Here is a 14,939-nt window from a genome sequence, read left to right on the forward strand (position 1 = left end):
GATGAACCGCCATTCTACTCTCGCCGCCGTGCTGTTGAGCGCTGGACTTCTGGGCGCCGCCGCCGCGCAGGCCGCACCCGCCGCAGCGTCCGACGCCGCCCCTTCCGTCGTGATCGTGCACGGCGCTTTCGCCGACGGCTCCGACTGGGCAAAGGTCGTCGGCATCCTTCAGGACAAGGGCGTCAAGGTCACGGCGGTGCAGAATCCGCTCGACTCGCTCGCGGGAGACGTTGCCGCTGCCACGCGCGCCATCGACAACCAACCGGGCAAGGTCGTACTGGTGGGCCATTCGTGGGGCGGTGCCGTCATTACCGAGGCGGGTAAAGACGACAAGGTGGCAAGCCTCGTGTACGTCTCCGCCTTCGCGCCGGACGCCGGTCAATCCGTCGAAACGCTCTCGAAGGACCTGCCGAAGGCCCCGGGCATTGACCATATCGTGGCCGACGCCAGCGGCTGGCTGAGCCTGCCGCCGGCCGATGTCGCCAAGTATTTCGCGCAGGACGTGCCGGCCAAACAGGCCCGCGTGATGGCAGCGACGCAGGGCCCGATCAAGGGCGCGGCGTTCGGCGACAAGCTGAGCGTGGCGTCGTGGCACCAGAAGCCGTCGTGGTTCGTCATCAGCCAGAACGACCGCATGATCAACCCGGAAGCACAGCGCATCATGGCTCGCCAGATCGGCGCGAAGGTGACCGAGCTGCCGACGAGCCACGTGCCGCAGCAGTCGCGTCCGGCCGACGTCGCCAAGGTCATTCTGGATGCCGTAGCCAGCGTCAAGTAAGACGATCTAATCACGGCCAGACGTGGATGACAGGACGGCCGCACGACGTAAAGCGGCCGTCCTGTCAGCCAATCCCGGGATTTTTGAATCGCTCTGTGTCACCTGTCCGGGCAGATACATTCGGACATAAATGACGTTGAACTCACCGATATAACTACGGGTACGCGCTCCGGCACTCTCCGGCAAAGATCGAACCGATCTCGGAAATGTGTACGGCGCCACCCCCGGCGCACACGCCGAAATATCACTCAGAGAGGTCAATCGTCATGTCGGATCCGGTCAATCTTCGCCGTCGTCGTCTTCTTGGCACCACGCTCGCGGGCGTTACCCTCGCGGAACTCGGGTTATCGCAACTGGCCAATGCCGCCACGTCAAACGCTGCGTCCGGCTCGGTCGGCGGACATACGTCGTTCGAGGCGATTCGTCAGATCGACGCAGGCGACCTGAATGTCGGCTATGCCGAAGCCGGTCCCCGTGACGGCAAGGTCGTGATCCTTCTGCATGGCTGGCCGTACGACATCTACAGCTATGTGGACGTGGCGCCGTTGCTGGCCGCCGCGGGGTATCGCGTCATCGTGCCGTATCTGCGCGGCTACGGCACGACCCGCCTGCGCTCGGCCACCGCGCCGCGCAACGGTCAGCAGGCAGTGGTCGCCGCCGACGTCATCGCGTTGATGGACGCGCTGAAGATCGATCAGGCCATTCTCGGCGGTTATGACTGGGGCGCGCGCACGGCGAACATCGTCGCTGCCTTGTGGCCCGAACGTGTCAAGGCGATGGTCTCCGTGAGCGGGTATCTCATCGGCAGTCAGGCGGGCAATGCCGTGCCGCTGCCGCCGCAGGCCGAATTGCAATGGTGGTATCAGTTCTACTTCGCCACCGAGCGTGGCGCGAAGGGCTACGCCGCCAACACCGACGCGTTCAACAAGCTGATCTGGCAACTGGCCTCGCCGAAATGGCAGTTCGACGACGCGACGTATGCCCGCTCGGCCGCGGCGTTCCATAACCCCGACCACGTGGACATCGTGATTCACAACTATCGCTGGCGTCTGGGATTGGTGCAGGGCGAGGCGCGCTTCGACGCACTGGAGCAACGTCTGGCCACCGCGCCGACGATTGCTGTGCCGACGATCACGATGGAAGGCGATGCGAACGGTGCACCGCATCCGGCCCCGGCGGCTTATGCGAAGAAGTTCACGGGCAAGTACCGGCACATCGACGTTGGCGGCGGCACCGGTCACAACTTGCCCCAGGAAGCGCCGAAGGCGTTCGCCGACGCGATCCTGGAAGTCGTCTCACTGTAAGAGATGCCTTGGGGGTGCCGACCGCATCGTCCGCGATGGACGCGGCGGTCGGGCCGCCATGCTCAGGTGCGCCACTGTTGCAGCGCGAAGTCGTTGCGAATGAGCCGGCCGCCGAGCAGGAAGCGTTTGACGCCATCGAGGAGCTGAATCCCCGATGGCGGGATCGCGTCGACCGGATAGTTGGCGATGGGATGCGAAATCCTGATCGTCTCGATGGGAATCCCGCTCGTGCGCTGGTGAAAATCGAAATAGGCCGCCGGGTCGCGCGTGATGTCGGCGAGCGCCGAGCGTCGCGCGCGGTTCCATGCGGCAGGCAGATCCGGCGCGCGACTCAGCAGATCGTTCGACGCCACGATGACGGACGATCCGAGCAGTTCAGGATGCTGCGTCGCTTTGTCGATGACGGGATAGCCTTGTGCGGCGAGCGTCGGCCCGAGGTCCGATTGCGCGGCATAGGCACCGATGGCACCGTGTTCGAGGGCGGCGCCTGCGTCGCGTCCTAACATATGAACGACACGCACACGGCCGTTGAGCCCCGCGCCGTCGAGGACACCGAGCAGATAGCGGTGGATGTACGAGCCCAGCGGCACACCGACGGTCTTTCCTTCCAGTGCTTTCACATTCGCCACGCCGCCGCGCGGCGTCAGCAGCCAGGCGGCCAGCCCGATCTCCTCGAAACCGATCAGTCGCGCCTTGAGCCCCTGCGAGCGCGCGACGACCGCAGGTGTGTCGCCGTATATGCCGACGTCGAGCGTGCCGGAGAAGAACGCTTCGTTCAGGTCGGGACCGTTCGAGAACATGTCGAAGCGGACGTTGGTGAAGCCCAGCGGCGCCAGCTCTCGCAGCAGATAGCCACGATCGAGGGCGTAGCCCGTCGGGGCGGCAGGCGCCCGCGCCGGGCCGATCACACCGAAGCGCAATGTCTTGCCGTTGCCCGTCGCGGCGCGAACGCCGCTGCCCGCGAGCAGCAGACCACCTGCCGCGGCGCCCTTGAGGAACGCGCGGCGGGTGCGGCCGGTGCGGGATATGTCGAGTCGTGTGTCTTTCGTCATCAATGTGCCTTCGTCAACAGTACATAACTGGCGTCGAGCGACGCGGTGGAGTGCCGGCCCGGTCCCCAGCCGACGGCGTCGCGATAGCTGCCCCAGGTGGCATCACGCAGCACTTGTGCGTCTTCTGCGTTGGCCGGGCGGTCCGCTTGCGGGGCCACGAAGAGGGCGTCTTCGGGGCAGTAGAGTTCGCACATGAAGCAGGTCTGGCAGTCGTCCTGCCGGGCGATGCGCGGAATGCCGCCCGCTACCGCCTCGAAGACGTTGGTCGGGCAGGCGCGAACGCAGATGTTGCAACCGGTGCAGCGGGCGTCGTTGACGATTTCGATCATGCGGCAACTCCTTGCAATACCAGCTTCTGCGAAGCGCGGACGGCAACCGGATGCTTGCGCACCCATACCTCGTCGAGCCCACCGCTCAGCAGCCGGTGGTGCTGCGTGTCGTCCGTGGCGGTGTACTCCACGCGACGGTGCATGCCGCGCGTCTCGGTGCGTTGCTGCGCGCTGCGGTACATCCAGCGTGCCGTGGCGAGCATGGCGGCCGCTTCGCGCGCCCGCACGGCTTCCTGCGCGTTGCGCGCCGGGGCACTGGCCCGCAGGCGGGCCCACAGGGCGTCCAGTCGTCCCAGCGAATCGTCCAGCAGCTCGGCGCTGCGCCACCAGTTGCGCTCGAACGGGAACACTTCGTCCTGCACGGCGCGAATGACCTGCGCGCTGTCGATGTCCGCATGCCTGGCAGTCTCTTGCAGCGCGACGCCCCCCGTGTGGTACAGCGACGCGGAGGTCGCGCGGCGGTGGTGTTTCGCAAACGTCGCAGCGCCGGCGCCGGCCCAGAAACCGGACGACATCGCCCACGCTGCGTTATGGCTGCCACCGCCGGTGAAGCCGCCGCAGATCAGTTCGCGCGTGGCGGCGTCGCCCGCTGCGTAGAGACCGGGGACCGACGTGGCGCAGTCGTCGCCGGTGACGTTCAGTCCCCCGGTGCCGCGCACGGTGCCTTCCAGGCGCAGCGTCACGGGAAAATGTTGCGTGAAGGGATCGATGCCGAGCCGGTCGAACGGCAGGAAGAAGTTCGGCTGGGCGGTGCGCATCCATGCGCGCACCTGTTCGTCGGCCTGATCCAGACAGCCGAACACCTTGCCGGTGGACAACTCACGCGCGATGACGCCGCGCCCACGCGCCGAACCCGCGCCTTCGATCTTCTGGCCGTCTTCGTCGTAGAACGTCGCCCATTTGTAGAACATCGACTTGGTGACCGACGCGAACGCCGGTCCCAGTCCGTAGGCGTTCGAGAACTCCATGCCCGACAGTTCGGCACCGGCTTCGGCGGCCATCAGTTGACCGTCGCCGGTGAGCACGTTGCAGCCGAGCGCGCGGCTCAGAAACGCGCAGCCGCCCGTGGCGATGACCACTGCACCGGCACGTACCTGCCACGTCTCGCCAGTCTGACGATTGACGCCGGTCGCGCCGGCGACGGCGCCCTCGTCGTCGACCAGCAGTTCGAGCACCGGGCTGTGATCGAGAATGCGCGCGCCGCTTTCCTTCACGCGTTTGCGCATCAGCCGCATGTACTCCGGCCCTTGCACAGAAGTGCGTTGCGACGCACCGAACTCGTCGACGGGGAACGGATACCCCCAGTCGGCCAGTTGCTGCACGTTGTCCCATGTCTGGTCGAGCACACGGTCCATCCATTCGTGTTCGGCAAGGCGTCCGCCCATCTCGAAGCGGCTTGCCTTGGCGCGCTCGCGCGTCTGGCCGTCGTCGGGCACATACCAGACGGCGGTCCCCGAAGGCGCCGTCGCCCCGGACGTGCCGCAATAGCCCTTGTCGGCCAGGAGCACCCTGGCGCCTTTCGCGGCCGCGCTGATCGCAGCCCACGTGCCGGCGGGGCCGCCGCCGATGATGAGCACGTCCACGTCGTGACGTTTTCCCGCGAAGGCGTCGGTTGCCTTGCGTCGTGTCGTTTCCTGCGTCATTTCCATTCGCTCCCGAGTCGAATTTCCATATGCCGATTCATTGCTAGGACGGTGGACGAAACACGGTACGGTGGACGATTCCGTCCGATCCCGTTGTTTCTTCCCCCAAAACAAAACCTACGGTGCTATGCAGGCCATGCAGTCATCTACCGCGCCTTCTCCCGCACCCGCTGCGGGCTATGCCAATACCGGGCAGGACATTGCCGCTCAGGCGGCGTCTCATCTGCCGTTGCGATCCCATGGACGCGATCTCTCCGTGCGCCAGCGCGAGATCGTCTGGACAGCCTTTCGCAATAACGCCGCCTTGCAAACCTGGTCCGACGATGTCCTCGGCGCGTTGATCGAGGCGGGCTACTTGCAGACGTATCCCGACGGCACGCTCATCTACGCAGCGGGCGAGCCATGCCCGGACATTCACGTCATCCTCTCGGGCGTGCTCGAATGGGAGTGGACCAGCCCCGACGGCGGGCGCGCCGTCGAAGACTTCATTCCCCCCGGCGAAGTCGCGAACTTCATCGCGGTCCTTACCGGCGAGACATCGGTTCACCATCAGCGCGCTCGCGGACTGACTCGTCTGTTTCATATTCCCGCTCAGGCGCTCAACGCCCAGTTCGCACGTGATCCGACGCTTACCGCGTCGTTGCTGCGCCTGATCGCCGCCCGGGCGCGCGGTCTGCACGACCGCCTCGGCCGGCACAGCCTCATGTCCTTCCGTGCCCGGCTCGCGTTCCAGTTGCTCGCGTTGGCACGGCGTTACGGCGTGCAGGACACACAAGACACGCAGGGCACACAGGGCATCACCCTGAACCTGCGGCTGTCGCAGGAAGACCTGGCGGCCTTGCTGATGGCCTCACGGCAGTACCTGAACCGGGAGTTCCGCTGGTTTCTCGACCGGCAACTCGTCCGGGTCCATTACGGCCGGATTACGTTGCTGGACATGGAGGCGCTGCGGGCGATCAGCGAGGGCAGCGAGGCCGGGGCCTGACCGACGCGACAGGGTCATTGTGGAAGCAGGCGGGGAGCGCGATCTGTCGTCTACCCGACAGTGTTTCGCGTGATTTCTTCTACCTAAAGCGCGGGATCAGCTATAAGGCACCGCCCCGGTGCCCGGGAGCGCTTCGTGAGGCGGCGCAATCGGTGCATCTCGCCCCAATACCGGTCGCCGTTCGTGTCGTGCGCAAAAGCTTCGGATTGCTGTGCAGCGAGCGAGTTGAGAATCGATACATTGGTTTCGCAGGCATGAAAAACCAGAAGATTCTGTGACCGAGACATTCCATGAAAAAGACAGCACTGAGCCCTCGCGATACCAGCCTTGCCACACATAGCCCCGACGCAGGATCCACGTCGGCTGGCGCATCGACCTCGCAGCCCACGCCACGCTCAACGCCCACTGCGCCATCGAAGGACGGCCGTCTGGCTGGCCTGAAGAAGCGCCTGACGAGCGGGCTATCTTCCTCGGCGAAAAGCGCGGGGCCGCGTCAGATCGTGCTGCCGCAAAAGAAGTTCGGTGACGGCAGCGTGCGTCCCGATCGTCTCGTGGCGACGGCATTGCCCACATCCGGCATGACGTTGCCGGACGGCACCGCAGTGAAGGGGAATCACTTCGGCCCGCCGCAGTTCGTGATGCCGAACGCCATGGGGAACGAGCCGCATACCGATAGCCATATGCATCCGACCAACTACGTTCAGCAAGGGCTCATGCCCCGCCAGATGCTGACGATGATGGACGAGATCGGGATTCGGTCGACGACGATGATGAAGATTCCGACGTCGCTGCAAATTCTGGAAGACAACCGGCAGGCCATCAATCCGTCGGCGTTCGTGCGTGAAGGCGGTACGAGCGCGGTGGACGGTCACGACCATGGCAGCGATGCGCTGCACGATTGCGGCCTGGAGTCTTACTACGTGCCGAAGGACATTCAGGCGCGCGAGATGGCGCGTAACGGCGGCAAGCCGCTGTCCATCGACGATTTCAAGAAGAATCCGGGGCTGATCGACGAAATCGTCCAGCGCGGCGAGCTGTATCTCGATACGGCGGTGAACAGCCATCTGGCCAGCGAGATCGCCAAGGCGGGCCTGACCGATGCCGAACGCAGTCGACTCGATCCGATGATTACCGGGATGAATCTCGGCGATCTGCGTGGCGGCACCAAGCTGCTCACGGAGCTGTATCACAACAAGGGCACGTTCACCGGCATTGGCGAAATCACGGTCCACAAGGAACTCGTCGAGGACATGTACGCCGGGCAGCGCGGGCAGTCCAACACGCAGAATCGCGGTAACGGGCTCAAGGGTCTGACGAATCTGCTGGAGATGGCCGGGGTGGTCGGCATGCCGGTCGTCCTGCACTGCGACATCGACAATCTGCACGCACAGATTGCCGACGCACAGCACGAGCATGCACCGGACCGTGCGCCGGCGAACTTCGAAGGTCTGCGTCAGTTGTTCTCGGATCCGCGTCTCAAGGACACCAACATCATCTGGGCGCACGGCGGCGGTCTTGGCCGGTTCGTGCAGCAAGGCAAACAGCATCTGGACTTGCTCACGGACTTGCTGGCTAAGTGTCCGAACGTGTTCATCGACATCTCGTGGAGCGAAGTCGCGAAGCAGATCAACAATCCCGAGACGAAAGCGGCATGGGTCGAGTTTCTGGAGAAGAACAGCACGCGTATCTGCTTCGGCTCGGACACGCTCGCACCGGCCAGCACCGAAAAGTGGAACGAGACGAAGAAGATGTACACCGAGGTGCTGGGACAGTTGTCGCAGCCGGCGCGCGAAAACATCCTGAACCACACGTACGAGAACGTCATCTCGGGCGCGCGGGCCAAGGTGCGCGACTTCGAAGAGAAGGTGCTCACGCCTGCCTTCTACGAGAAGCACCTCATCAATCCGAACGCCGAGCAACCGCTGAGCGCCGCCACCGTGCGCGCCGAGGCGGAAGCCGCGCGTGTCGCGTAGTCGTGTCGGGTCGTTGGTATCTCTGACGTTGTTTTTCCCCTGAAGTCTCCGCGACGCCTGTCGGGCGTCGCGGCGCAAGCCCTCATACGGAGGCAATCGTGAGTTTCGAACTGAGGAAGCCGGGCAGCAGCTTTCTGACCGGCCATACCGCTGCGCCCAGCGACAGCAAGTCTGCATCCCAGTCGGCGCCTGCCGTGGAGGGGAATACCCGCGAGAACTCGCCGTCGCTGTCGGGGCTGAACGGCCTGAACGAACGACGGCAAGCGACGCGAGCCGCGCCAGACGATGCGGCGGCGCCCGGCAAGGGCAAAGGCGGCATGCGCGCGCAGTTGAGTCGCATCAAGTCACAGATGCAGACGGGGGCTTACAAGCACGGTTTCGGCATCTCGCAAACCAGCAAGTCGATTACCCCGTTTCACACGATCACCTCGTCGGCACGACCGAAGATGCAGAGTGTGGTGCGCAATGAGGGGCAGGACGCGCCCCCCGTGCCCCGAACGCTTGCTGCTCAGATGGCCGATGCCGCGCTGGCAGGCGCACGCCCTGAAGCGAAACCGAGCGGCGCGCTCGCGAAGCTGGATTCCCCGGCAGAGTTGTCGCGCGTGCTCGACCGGCATTTTCAGGGGACGCCCGCCGAGAAGCAGCGTCTGAGCGCTACGCTCGGCGAGATTCGTGAGACGGCACAACTGAGCCATGCGGAAACGGCCGTGCTGGCCAAGTCGCTGGCGCTCACGTTCCCGTCGGCTGACAAGGCTGTCGATGCCGTGAGTGGTCTGCGGGATTTGCACGTGGTCGACGACATTCTTCACCCGTCGCCCGACTTCCAGCGTGCGTCGCCGGGCAACAAGATGGGGTGGCAGTTTGCGGCGAAGCTGGCGAGCGTCGAGGGTGGTCTCGGGCTGTCGCTGCTGCATAAGGTGACGTCTCACGGTGAGGGTGGCGATGGCCGACCTGCGGCACTGACCGAAGCTCAGGGCGGTCGGGTGCTGGCCTATCTGCGTGCGGCTTCCGAGGTGGCGCGTGCCAGCGGCAGCGATCGCGTGGACCCGGCGGCGATCTATGGACAAGGCGCGATCGCCACGGCGGTGCGCGCCGCGCGTGGCGCTGGCGATGCCGAGGCATGGCCCGGGCGCGCCGGGACGGCGACACCGGCAGGCGTCACCCTGACGCTGGCCGAAAAGGCGTTGCTCGCGTTGCATGACGAACTCGATCCCGCCGTTGCCCAGCAGCACGGCTGTGCGTTTGCCGTTCAGATGGTGCGCGGGGGCATGGTGACCGACGCGCGTCGCAATGCCGACGGCACGCCCAGCGAATTCCATCGCGTGGAGTCGCGTGCCGCCAAGAGTTGCGGCAAGCACGTCGACCGCGCATTACGCAGTGGCGGCAGCGGGGCAAGCAACATGCTGACGTCGTTGCTCAAGCGCTTTGGACTGCATCAGGGCAAGAGTCCTTATCACGCCTACAACGCCGTCATCTCGCCGGACGGACGTAACGTCGGCTTCGGCCTGTCGCATAAGGGTGGCATCCATGAGGGACGAGCCGTCAAGGACATGATCGACGTGCTTGAGGACGCACTGAAGCAAAGCGGTGGTCCGGAGCGTCGCCCGTTGCTCGACGCGGACGGCAAGACGGCAACGTCGTCGCCGGACGACGCGACGCTGCGCGGTGTCGTCAGGCTCGCGCTGTTGCAGGCCGTCAAGGCGAACACGGTGCTCCTGCCGCGATACGCGCGTGGCGACGAACCGACGCCCCAGATGCGGGACGCCGCACTCGCCGGCGCACTGGGCATGGTTCGTCAGGAGGCGAGCGGCAGCACGGTGACCGGCGACACGCTGGCACAGCGCGTTGCCACGATGCTCGACGAGGAAGGCGGACGCATGACGCCCGCGGCCTTGTTGCAATGGGCGGGGGATGCCGGCGGTCCGGCGGACGAGGCCGCCATGGCGGCCCATGCGGGCAAGCCCTCCGGAACTGCACAGAAAGGACAACCCGACTGGGCGATGTTCGCGCAGGGCTACGGCCTTGCTGCGCACAACGCGTTGCCGAGCGTCGATACGCCGTCGATGAAGGGCGCGACACGAGAAGACGTCGCCAAGGTGCTGGCCGATATGGTGCGCGGCGAGGAGCTTGGCTCAGGCTTCTCGATGACCAACGGAGGGTTCACGCAAGGCACCACGCGCGGCGTCTCCGAAATCATCTCCGGCATTCTCACCGCCGGTACCGGCTCGGTGCGCATCGATCTGGGCGGCGGGCGCAAGCGCTACGTGACGTTCGAGTCGGGCGTTGGCACGGACCGCAGCTACCTCCGCATGGGCGTCGCGACGGTAAAGCAGGGGCAAGGTGGCGCAGGCGGCTCGATTGGTCCGCGCCTCGCGGCCACTGAGGAATTCAAGGTGTCGGCTTCGGCAGGTGCGGATCTTCAGCAGTCTTATGAAGACGTGCATTACGAAGGTGCGGTCTTCGGCTTCCCGCGTCATCTCTCGGGCGGTGTGGGCGGCGACCGTGATCTGGCGGAGCAGAAGGCGAAGCTCGTGGCGTTGTTGCTGGACGTGGCAGGTGGCAGCAATGCCGGCAATGACGGCAGCGGGGCACTACCGCGCCCGGGTAACAAGGAAGATCAGGGCTCGCTGGTCAAGGCGGCGTATCAGGCCTTCGGCGACCGGATCTCGGTCGGACGCTTCGAGATCACTGGCCCGACACACACCACGACCGGCAGCGTGAACGGCGGCGTCGGGCTGACGGCCGGTCAGTTCAGCGTCGGTCCCAATCTGCGGCTGTCCGGGCAGATGAAGATCGGCGCGACGAACTATCGGGATCTCTCCGGCACATTGCAAACAGTGAAGACGGCCGATGCGCACACGTTCAAAGCGAGTGTCGACGGCACGGTAGCAACCTTCAGCGGTCTCGTCACCGACCATCTGGCGCAGGCCACCGCCGGGGCGGCGACTCACGCGATCGGCGAGCATGTATCGGCGTTCTCACAATTGGTGGCAGGCCGCGTCGGCGCCGGTTCGGCGGACTTCTTCAAGTGTGGCGAGACGCGTGCGACCAATCGCATTCTGGTCGACGGCAAGCAATTGCCCACGAGCTGCGCGGTGACGACGTACAACGATCCGGCATCGTTCGTGGGGGCGCTGTCCGCCGACTTTCAGGGGTTCGCGGATGACAAGTCGAAGAAGTTCTTCGGGGCGCGCCACGCCAAGGCGCCGGACGCCTCCGTGGCGACCGAAAAGCAGGTGCTCGGCGAGTTCGCCGGGGAAGTCCTCGCGCAACGCGACCTCACCGCCGCGCCGCAACTGTATTGGGAGTGGGGTGCCCACGTCGACACGGTGAATCTGCTGTCGGCAGACGTCGGCCTGTCGCGGCAGTTGAAAGACACGCCGCGCGTTGCCGAAGCCGAGCGCGACATGCACCGCATTCACCACGACCCCGCTTATCGCGAAGGGCGCTTCATCATCAACTCGAACGTCCAGTCGACGAGCGATACGAAGGGGCTCAACGGGCTGCTGGGCATGACCCACAACGTGGAAAACCGCGTCAGCGAACAGTCGTTGCGATTCAGTTGACGGGGCGCGGGGGAGGCGGACTCCGAACCGGGAGTCCGCCGCTCGTGAAGCGCCTGACGTTCGGCGATCACAGGCAGCGAAGTGAAGGAGAGATCAGGACTGACCCGGCGGGAGATAGCATTGACCGGAGAACCGGGTGCCATTCCATTGAATGTTCAGCGGCATGGCGGGGTCCTTGCACACGAGTGTCACCAAAGTACCGAACCGGTCGACGTGCATGGATATCTGTTCGCCGGGGGAAATGCCGAACAAGCCGGAGTACTGATTCTCGCAGCGGGCGGCGTCGTTGCCATCCTTGTTCGTCAGGCCGGTGACGCACCATGCCACGTTGATCGTATAGCCGCACTTGTTGGTCAGCCCGGTTTCGACGGCATACCAGCCGACGTAACCTTTGGCGCCACGCGGAATGCGAACTTGATCGACACAACCGCTGATGGGCGGTATCGTCTTGCGTCCGGCGAGGCCGCTGGGGGTGCCGCCGCCGGCATTGCCCGCGCTCGCCGCCGCGTTATATCCGCTGGACGGTTGCGCCGAAGGCATTGCTGCACCCGACGGAGAGCCGCCCGGCGACCCTGACGCCGCCTGAAGCGCCGTGGCGACGGCCTGATACTGCGCGGCGTTGCGCCCGCCGCCGCTCGCGACGCCCTGTGCGGCTGCCCCAAGCAGCCCGGCGACGAAGGAGACCACGCCGGAGCTGTCGCTTGCGGTGCTGGCACGGCTACGCACGCCGTTGCTGTAGGTCGCCACCAGCGTGCCGTCCGCCTTGCTGTCCGTGCCTTCGAAAATCTTGCCGTTGACGAATTGACCCGCCCGCACGGAGCCGTCCGACGCGAAGGTGATGATGCCCGTGCCGTGGAAGGTGTTGTTCTGCCATTCACCGCGATACGTGTTGCCGTTGGGCTCAAGCTGGAATCCCTGGCCGGTGATCTGGCCATCGACCATATCGCCTTCATACCGTTTGCCGTCCGCCCAGACGTAGACGCCTTTGCCCGTGCGTTTGCCGGCGATGAAGTCGCCCTCGTAGGTGTCGCCGTTCGTCCAGAAGAATTTGCCTTTTCCGGTGCGGGCATCGTCGACGAAGGGCCCCTCGTAGCGATTGCCGCTGGCCCACGTGTAGGTGCCGGTCCCGGTTCGCACGCCGTTCGTCAGCGTGCCTTCCAGCCGCTGATCGAACACGCCGTTCCGGAACCACTCCTCTGTGCCCTGACCGTTGGCAATGCCGTTCTTGCACGGCCCCGTCCACGTTGCCGTCCAGGTGACCTCGGGATTGGCGGGGTCGTTCGACCAGACCTTGCATCCGGTGTTGGTGACGACCCATGCGCCATCGGCGGCGTATGCGCCTCCCGTGGCAAATAGCATGCCGATGAGACTGGCCTTGCCGATGAAAGAGCGCGTGCGGCGACAGGCCGCGTGTCCGTGTGCCATGATTTCCCCCTGTTCATTGTTTGAATCTGTTTGGATCGAAAGATAAACGACGATGCCGTCGCGCGGCATCATTCATTTGGGGGATAGGCAGGCGCCCTTGATTTTTGTCGCGGCAACTGTTTGACTCCCATATTCCCTGCATGGACGACAGCTATGGTGAATCGCCCCCTCATGCAATGCTTGGCGACGTTGATGTTGTGCGTGACGCTGCCGGTCGCCGCTGCCGAGCCGCCCGCCGCCGCAGTGGCCGCCGATATCGATCAGACACTCACGCGCTGCCTTGACGCGCCCGACAAGCAGTCTACCGGTGGGCAGGACGAATGCATCGTCGACGCCACGCACGCGTGGGACGCTCGCCTCAATGCGAGTTACCGGACGCTGCAAGACGAATTGCCGGCGTCGTCGAGACCGGCCTTGCTGGCCGCTCAGCGCGCATGGCTGGCCAGCCGGGATGCGGATCTGGCGCTCATCGGCGCGGTCTACGCGACCACGCGAGGCACGATGTATGCCCCCATGAACGCCAACGACGTGATGATGTTGACCAAACGCCGGGCACAAACGCTCACGCGCTATGCCGCGGATCTTGGGTATGCGGCCTCGGGAGAGGTCCCGCCGCTCGCGGCCAAAGCGGTGAAGTCGTCTGAGATTGATTCCGCCGCTCGCCGCGTCAAGCGTCGTCTGCCGACGTCGTCCCGAAATATCGTGCGGACGTCGAACGAAAGATGGCGGGCATTCGTGAGCGCGGAACAGGGACTGATTGCGGCGGTTTGTCCGTCAGGAAAATCGGCGGCCGGTAAAGCATGCCGAAAAGCGCAGGCGAACAGCGAACCCGCCGCGCGTCTGGCGCTGCTCAAAGGGCTGGATGGGTTGATCGGCGCGCAATGACCGCCGTGCCGGAGATGACGTGAGCGCCGGGATCGGCGCTCCGCCACAAACGCTTAGTCGCTTCGCCGCACGCGTACCAGCAGCCACGCCATGACCGCAGTGACGACCGCCGTGGCGACTACGGCTTTCCAAACGGAACGTGTCGCCGCCCAGGTGCCCACGGCCACACCGGCAAAGACTAAGATCGCGACCCATTCGAGCGCTTTGTCCAGCGTGTTGGGCGTTCGGTACTGAGGCTTATCCGTTGTCGGCTGACGACTCGACGTTGCGGCACGAGCGCGTGGCGCGCATGCAGGAAACGCCGCGACGAGTGCCTGACTCGGCCATGGGTTGACGTCCGCGCGAGGATTGCCGGTGCCGGTCGCTCGCCAGACGGCGTCGCTATCGGCCGCGCGCTTCAGGTCGTCGACTTCCTTGGCGAGGGCGTCCGGCAGATGGGTTCCGTGATCGAACGTGGTCACCTGCTCAAGCTCGGTCGTCAGCCATCCGGTGGCGTCGGTCACATCGGGCAGGCCGCTCGTGCGAACGAGGACGAAGCCGCCATAAGCGCTTGAAATGTAATCGACGAAGGCATCGAAGATCGGACGATAGCGTTCGCCGAGCACTTGAATGACGTTGTCGCGCCGTCGGGCGGCGCGTTCGAGGGCGAGCGACCGGGTGGTGACCAGATAGGGGTAACGAGCGTCCTTTTCCTCAGGAGAGGACGATTCCAGAAACTCCTCGATTTCGACGGCATCGTCGTCAGGATCGAAGTCGTCGATGACGTAGGCGAAGTGAATGTCTTCAGCGGAAAACAACACCCGCCAGAACAGCGGGAGATAGGCGTTCGCTTCCAGCGACGGGCCATCGGCGGAAAAATACGTCTTCAGTTCGCCCTTGCGGCCCTCCGGCATGCGCGGCCACGGCGGACTCTCGAGAAAGACAGGATGTGACATTTCTTGAGCCTTCAGCTGAGTTGGTCGGTGCATCAGGATTTGGCACGCCAAAACGTTTAAGACC

11 protein-coding genes are annotated in these 14,939 nt (G+C 64.9%); 6 read left to right on the forward strand and 5 right to left on the reverse strand.

The genetic code is table 11. From position 1 onward, the window contains the following. Nucleotide 1: 1 nt before the first annotated feature. Together A9762_RS14910 and A9762_RS14915 are read left to right on the forward strand one after the other, a co-directional pair. Nucleotides 2-778, forward strand: coding sequence for an alpha/beta fold hydrolase (locus A9762_RS14910; RefSeq protein WP_069342798.1), 777 nt, complete (start codon nucleotides 2-4; stop codon nucleotides 776-778). A gap of 266 nt (nucleotides 779-1,044) precedes the next feature. Continuing rightward, entirely contained in the window at nucleotides 1,045-2,082 is a 1,038-nt protein-coding gene (locus tag A9762_RS14915; protein ID WP_069342799.1) for an alpha/beta fold hydrolase, read from the forward strand. A gap of 62 nt (nucleotides 2,083-2,144) precedes the next feature. Here the strand turns inward: A9762_RS14915 and A9762_RS14920 are convergent, their stop codons facing one another. From A9762_RS14920 to A9762_RS14930, 3 genes are read right to left on the reverse strand one after another with little or no spacing between them, the layout of a single operon-like run. Then, complete coding sequence (locus A9762_RS14920; RefSeq protein WP_069342800.1) at nucleotides 2,145-3,134, reverse strand: ABC transporter substrate-binding protein; 990 nt, start codon at nucleotides 3,132-3,134, stop codon at nucleotides 2,145-2,147. Continuing rightward, complete coding sequence (locus tag A9762_RS14925) at nucleotides 3,134-3,463, reverse strand: 4Fe-4S binding protein (RefSeq protein ID WP_069342801.1); 330 nt, start codon at nucleotides 3,461-3,463, stop codon at nucleotides 3,134-3,136. Before A9762_RS14925 ends, A9762_RS14920 begins: the two co-directional genes overlap by 1 nt. Next, nucleotides 3,460-5,106 (reverse strand): FAD-binding protein, encoded by a 1,647-nt coding sequence (locus A9762_RS14930; RefSeq protein ID WP_069342968.1) that lies wholly within the window; start codon nucleotides 5,104-5,106, stop codon nucleotides 3,460-3,462. The genes A9762_RS14925 and A9762_RS14930 overlap by 4 nt, the downstream gene beginning before the upstream one ends. 136 nt (nucleotides 5,107-5,242) lie before the next feature. Between A9762_RS14930 and A9762_RS14935 the strand changes: the two genes are divergently transcribed. The 3 genes from A9762_RS14935 to A9762_RS14945 all read left to right on the forward strand — a co-directional run bounded on the left by A9762_RS14935 (nucleotide 5,243) and on the right by A9762_RS14945 (nucleotide 11,630). Continuing rightward, entirely contained in the window at nucleotides 5,243-6,091 is an 849-nt protein-coding gene (locus A9762_RS14935; RefSeq protein WP_170836246.1) for a Crp/Fnr family transcriptional regulator, read from the forward strand. 290 nt (nucleotides 6,092-6,381) lie between these two features. Next, nucleotides 6,382-8,064: an amidohydrolase family protein gene (locus A9762_RS14940; protein ID WP_069342803.1), complete on the forward strand. Its 1,683-nt coding sequence runs from the start codon at nucleotides 6,382-6,384 to the stop codon at nucleotides 8,062-8,064. Between the two features lie 98 nt (nucleotides 8,065-8,162). Then, complete coding sequence (locus A9762_RS14945) at nucleotides 8,163-11,630, forward strand: hypothetical protein (RefSeq protein WP_069342804.1); 3,468 nt, start codon at nucleotides 8,163-8,165, stop codon at nucleotides 11,628-11,630. A 93-nt stretch (nucleotides 11,631-11,723) separates the two neighbouring features. Here the strand turns inward: A9762_RS14945 and A9762_RS14950 are convergent, their stop codons facing one another. Next, entirely contained in the window at nucleotides 11,724-13,055 is a 1,332-nt protein-coding gene (locus tag A9762_RS14950; protein ID WP_170836247.1) for an MORN repeat-containing protein, read from the reverse strand. 171 nt (nucleotides 13,056-13,226) lie between these two features. On the opposite strand from A9762_RS14950, the gene A9762_RS14955 reads away from it, so the two are divergent. Beyond that, a complete protein-coding gene (locus tag A9762_RS14955; RefSeq protein ID WP_206093583.1) occupies nucleotides 13,227-13,940 on the forward strand; it encodes a lysozyme inhibitor LprI family protein in 714 nt (237 codons plus the stop codon). A gap of 53 nt (nucleotides 13,941-13,993) precedes the next feature. Here A9762_RS14955 and A9762_RS14960 read toward each other — a convergent pair whose 3' ends face one another. After that, the gene (locus A9762_RS14960) at nucleotides 13,994-14,875 is read right to left on the reverse strand and encodes a hypothetical protein (RefSeq protein WP_069342807.1); all 882 of its coding nucleotides are present in this window, start codon (nucleotides 14,873-14,875) and stop codon (nucleotides 13,994-13,996) included. Between the last annotated feature and the right edge of the window lie 64 nt (nucleotides 14,876-14,939).

The sequence above is a fragment of the Pandoraea sp. ISTKB genome (genome assembly GCF_001721285.1).
GTDB classification, from domain to species: domain Bacteria; phylum Pseudomonadota; class Gammaproteobacteria; order Burkholderiales; family Burkholderiaceae; genus Pandoraea; species Pandoraea capi.

Coding starts and splice junctions, on each gene's coding strand:
- A9762_RS14940 (WP_069342803.1), top strand. CDS start 6,382: ATGAAAAAGACAGCACTGAGCCCTCGCGATACCAGCCTTGCCACACAT.
- A9762_RS14915 (WP_069342799.1), top strand. CDS start 1,045: ATGTCGGATCCGGTCAATCTTCGCCGTCGTCGTCTTCTTGGCACCACG.
- A9762_RS14950 (WP_170836247.1), bottom strand. CDS start 13,055: ATGGCACACGGACACGCGGCCTGTCGCCGCACGCGCTCTTTCATCGGC.
- A9762_RS14910 (WP_069342798.1), top strand. CDS start 2: ATGAACCGCCATTCTACTCTCGCCGCCGTGCTGTTGAGCGCTGGACTT.
- A9762_RS14960 (WP_069342807.1), bottom strand. CDS start 14,875: ATGTCACATCCTGTCTTTCTCGAGAGTCCGCCGTGGCCGCGCATGCCG.
- A9762_RS14930 (WP_069342968.1), bottom strand. CDS start 5,106: ATGACGCAGGAAACGACACGACGCAAGGCAACCGACGCCTTCGCGGGA.
- A9762_RS14920 (WP_069342800.1), bottom strand. CDS start 3,134: ATGACGAAAGACACACGACTCGACATATCCCGCACCGGCCGCACCCGC.
- A9762_RS14935 (WP_170836246.1), top strand. CDS start 5,243: ATGCAGTCATCTACCGCGCCTTCTCCCGCACCCGCTGCGGGCTATGCC.
- A9762_RS14955 (WP_206093583.1), top strand. CDS start 13,227: ATGCAATGCTTGGCGACGTTGATGTTGTGCGTGACGCTGCCGGTCGCC.
- A9762_RS14925 (WP_069342801.1), bottom strand. CDS start 3,463: ATGATCGAAATCGTCAACGACGCCCGCTGCACCGGTTGCAACATCTGC.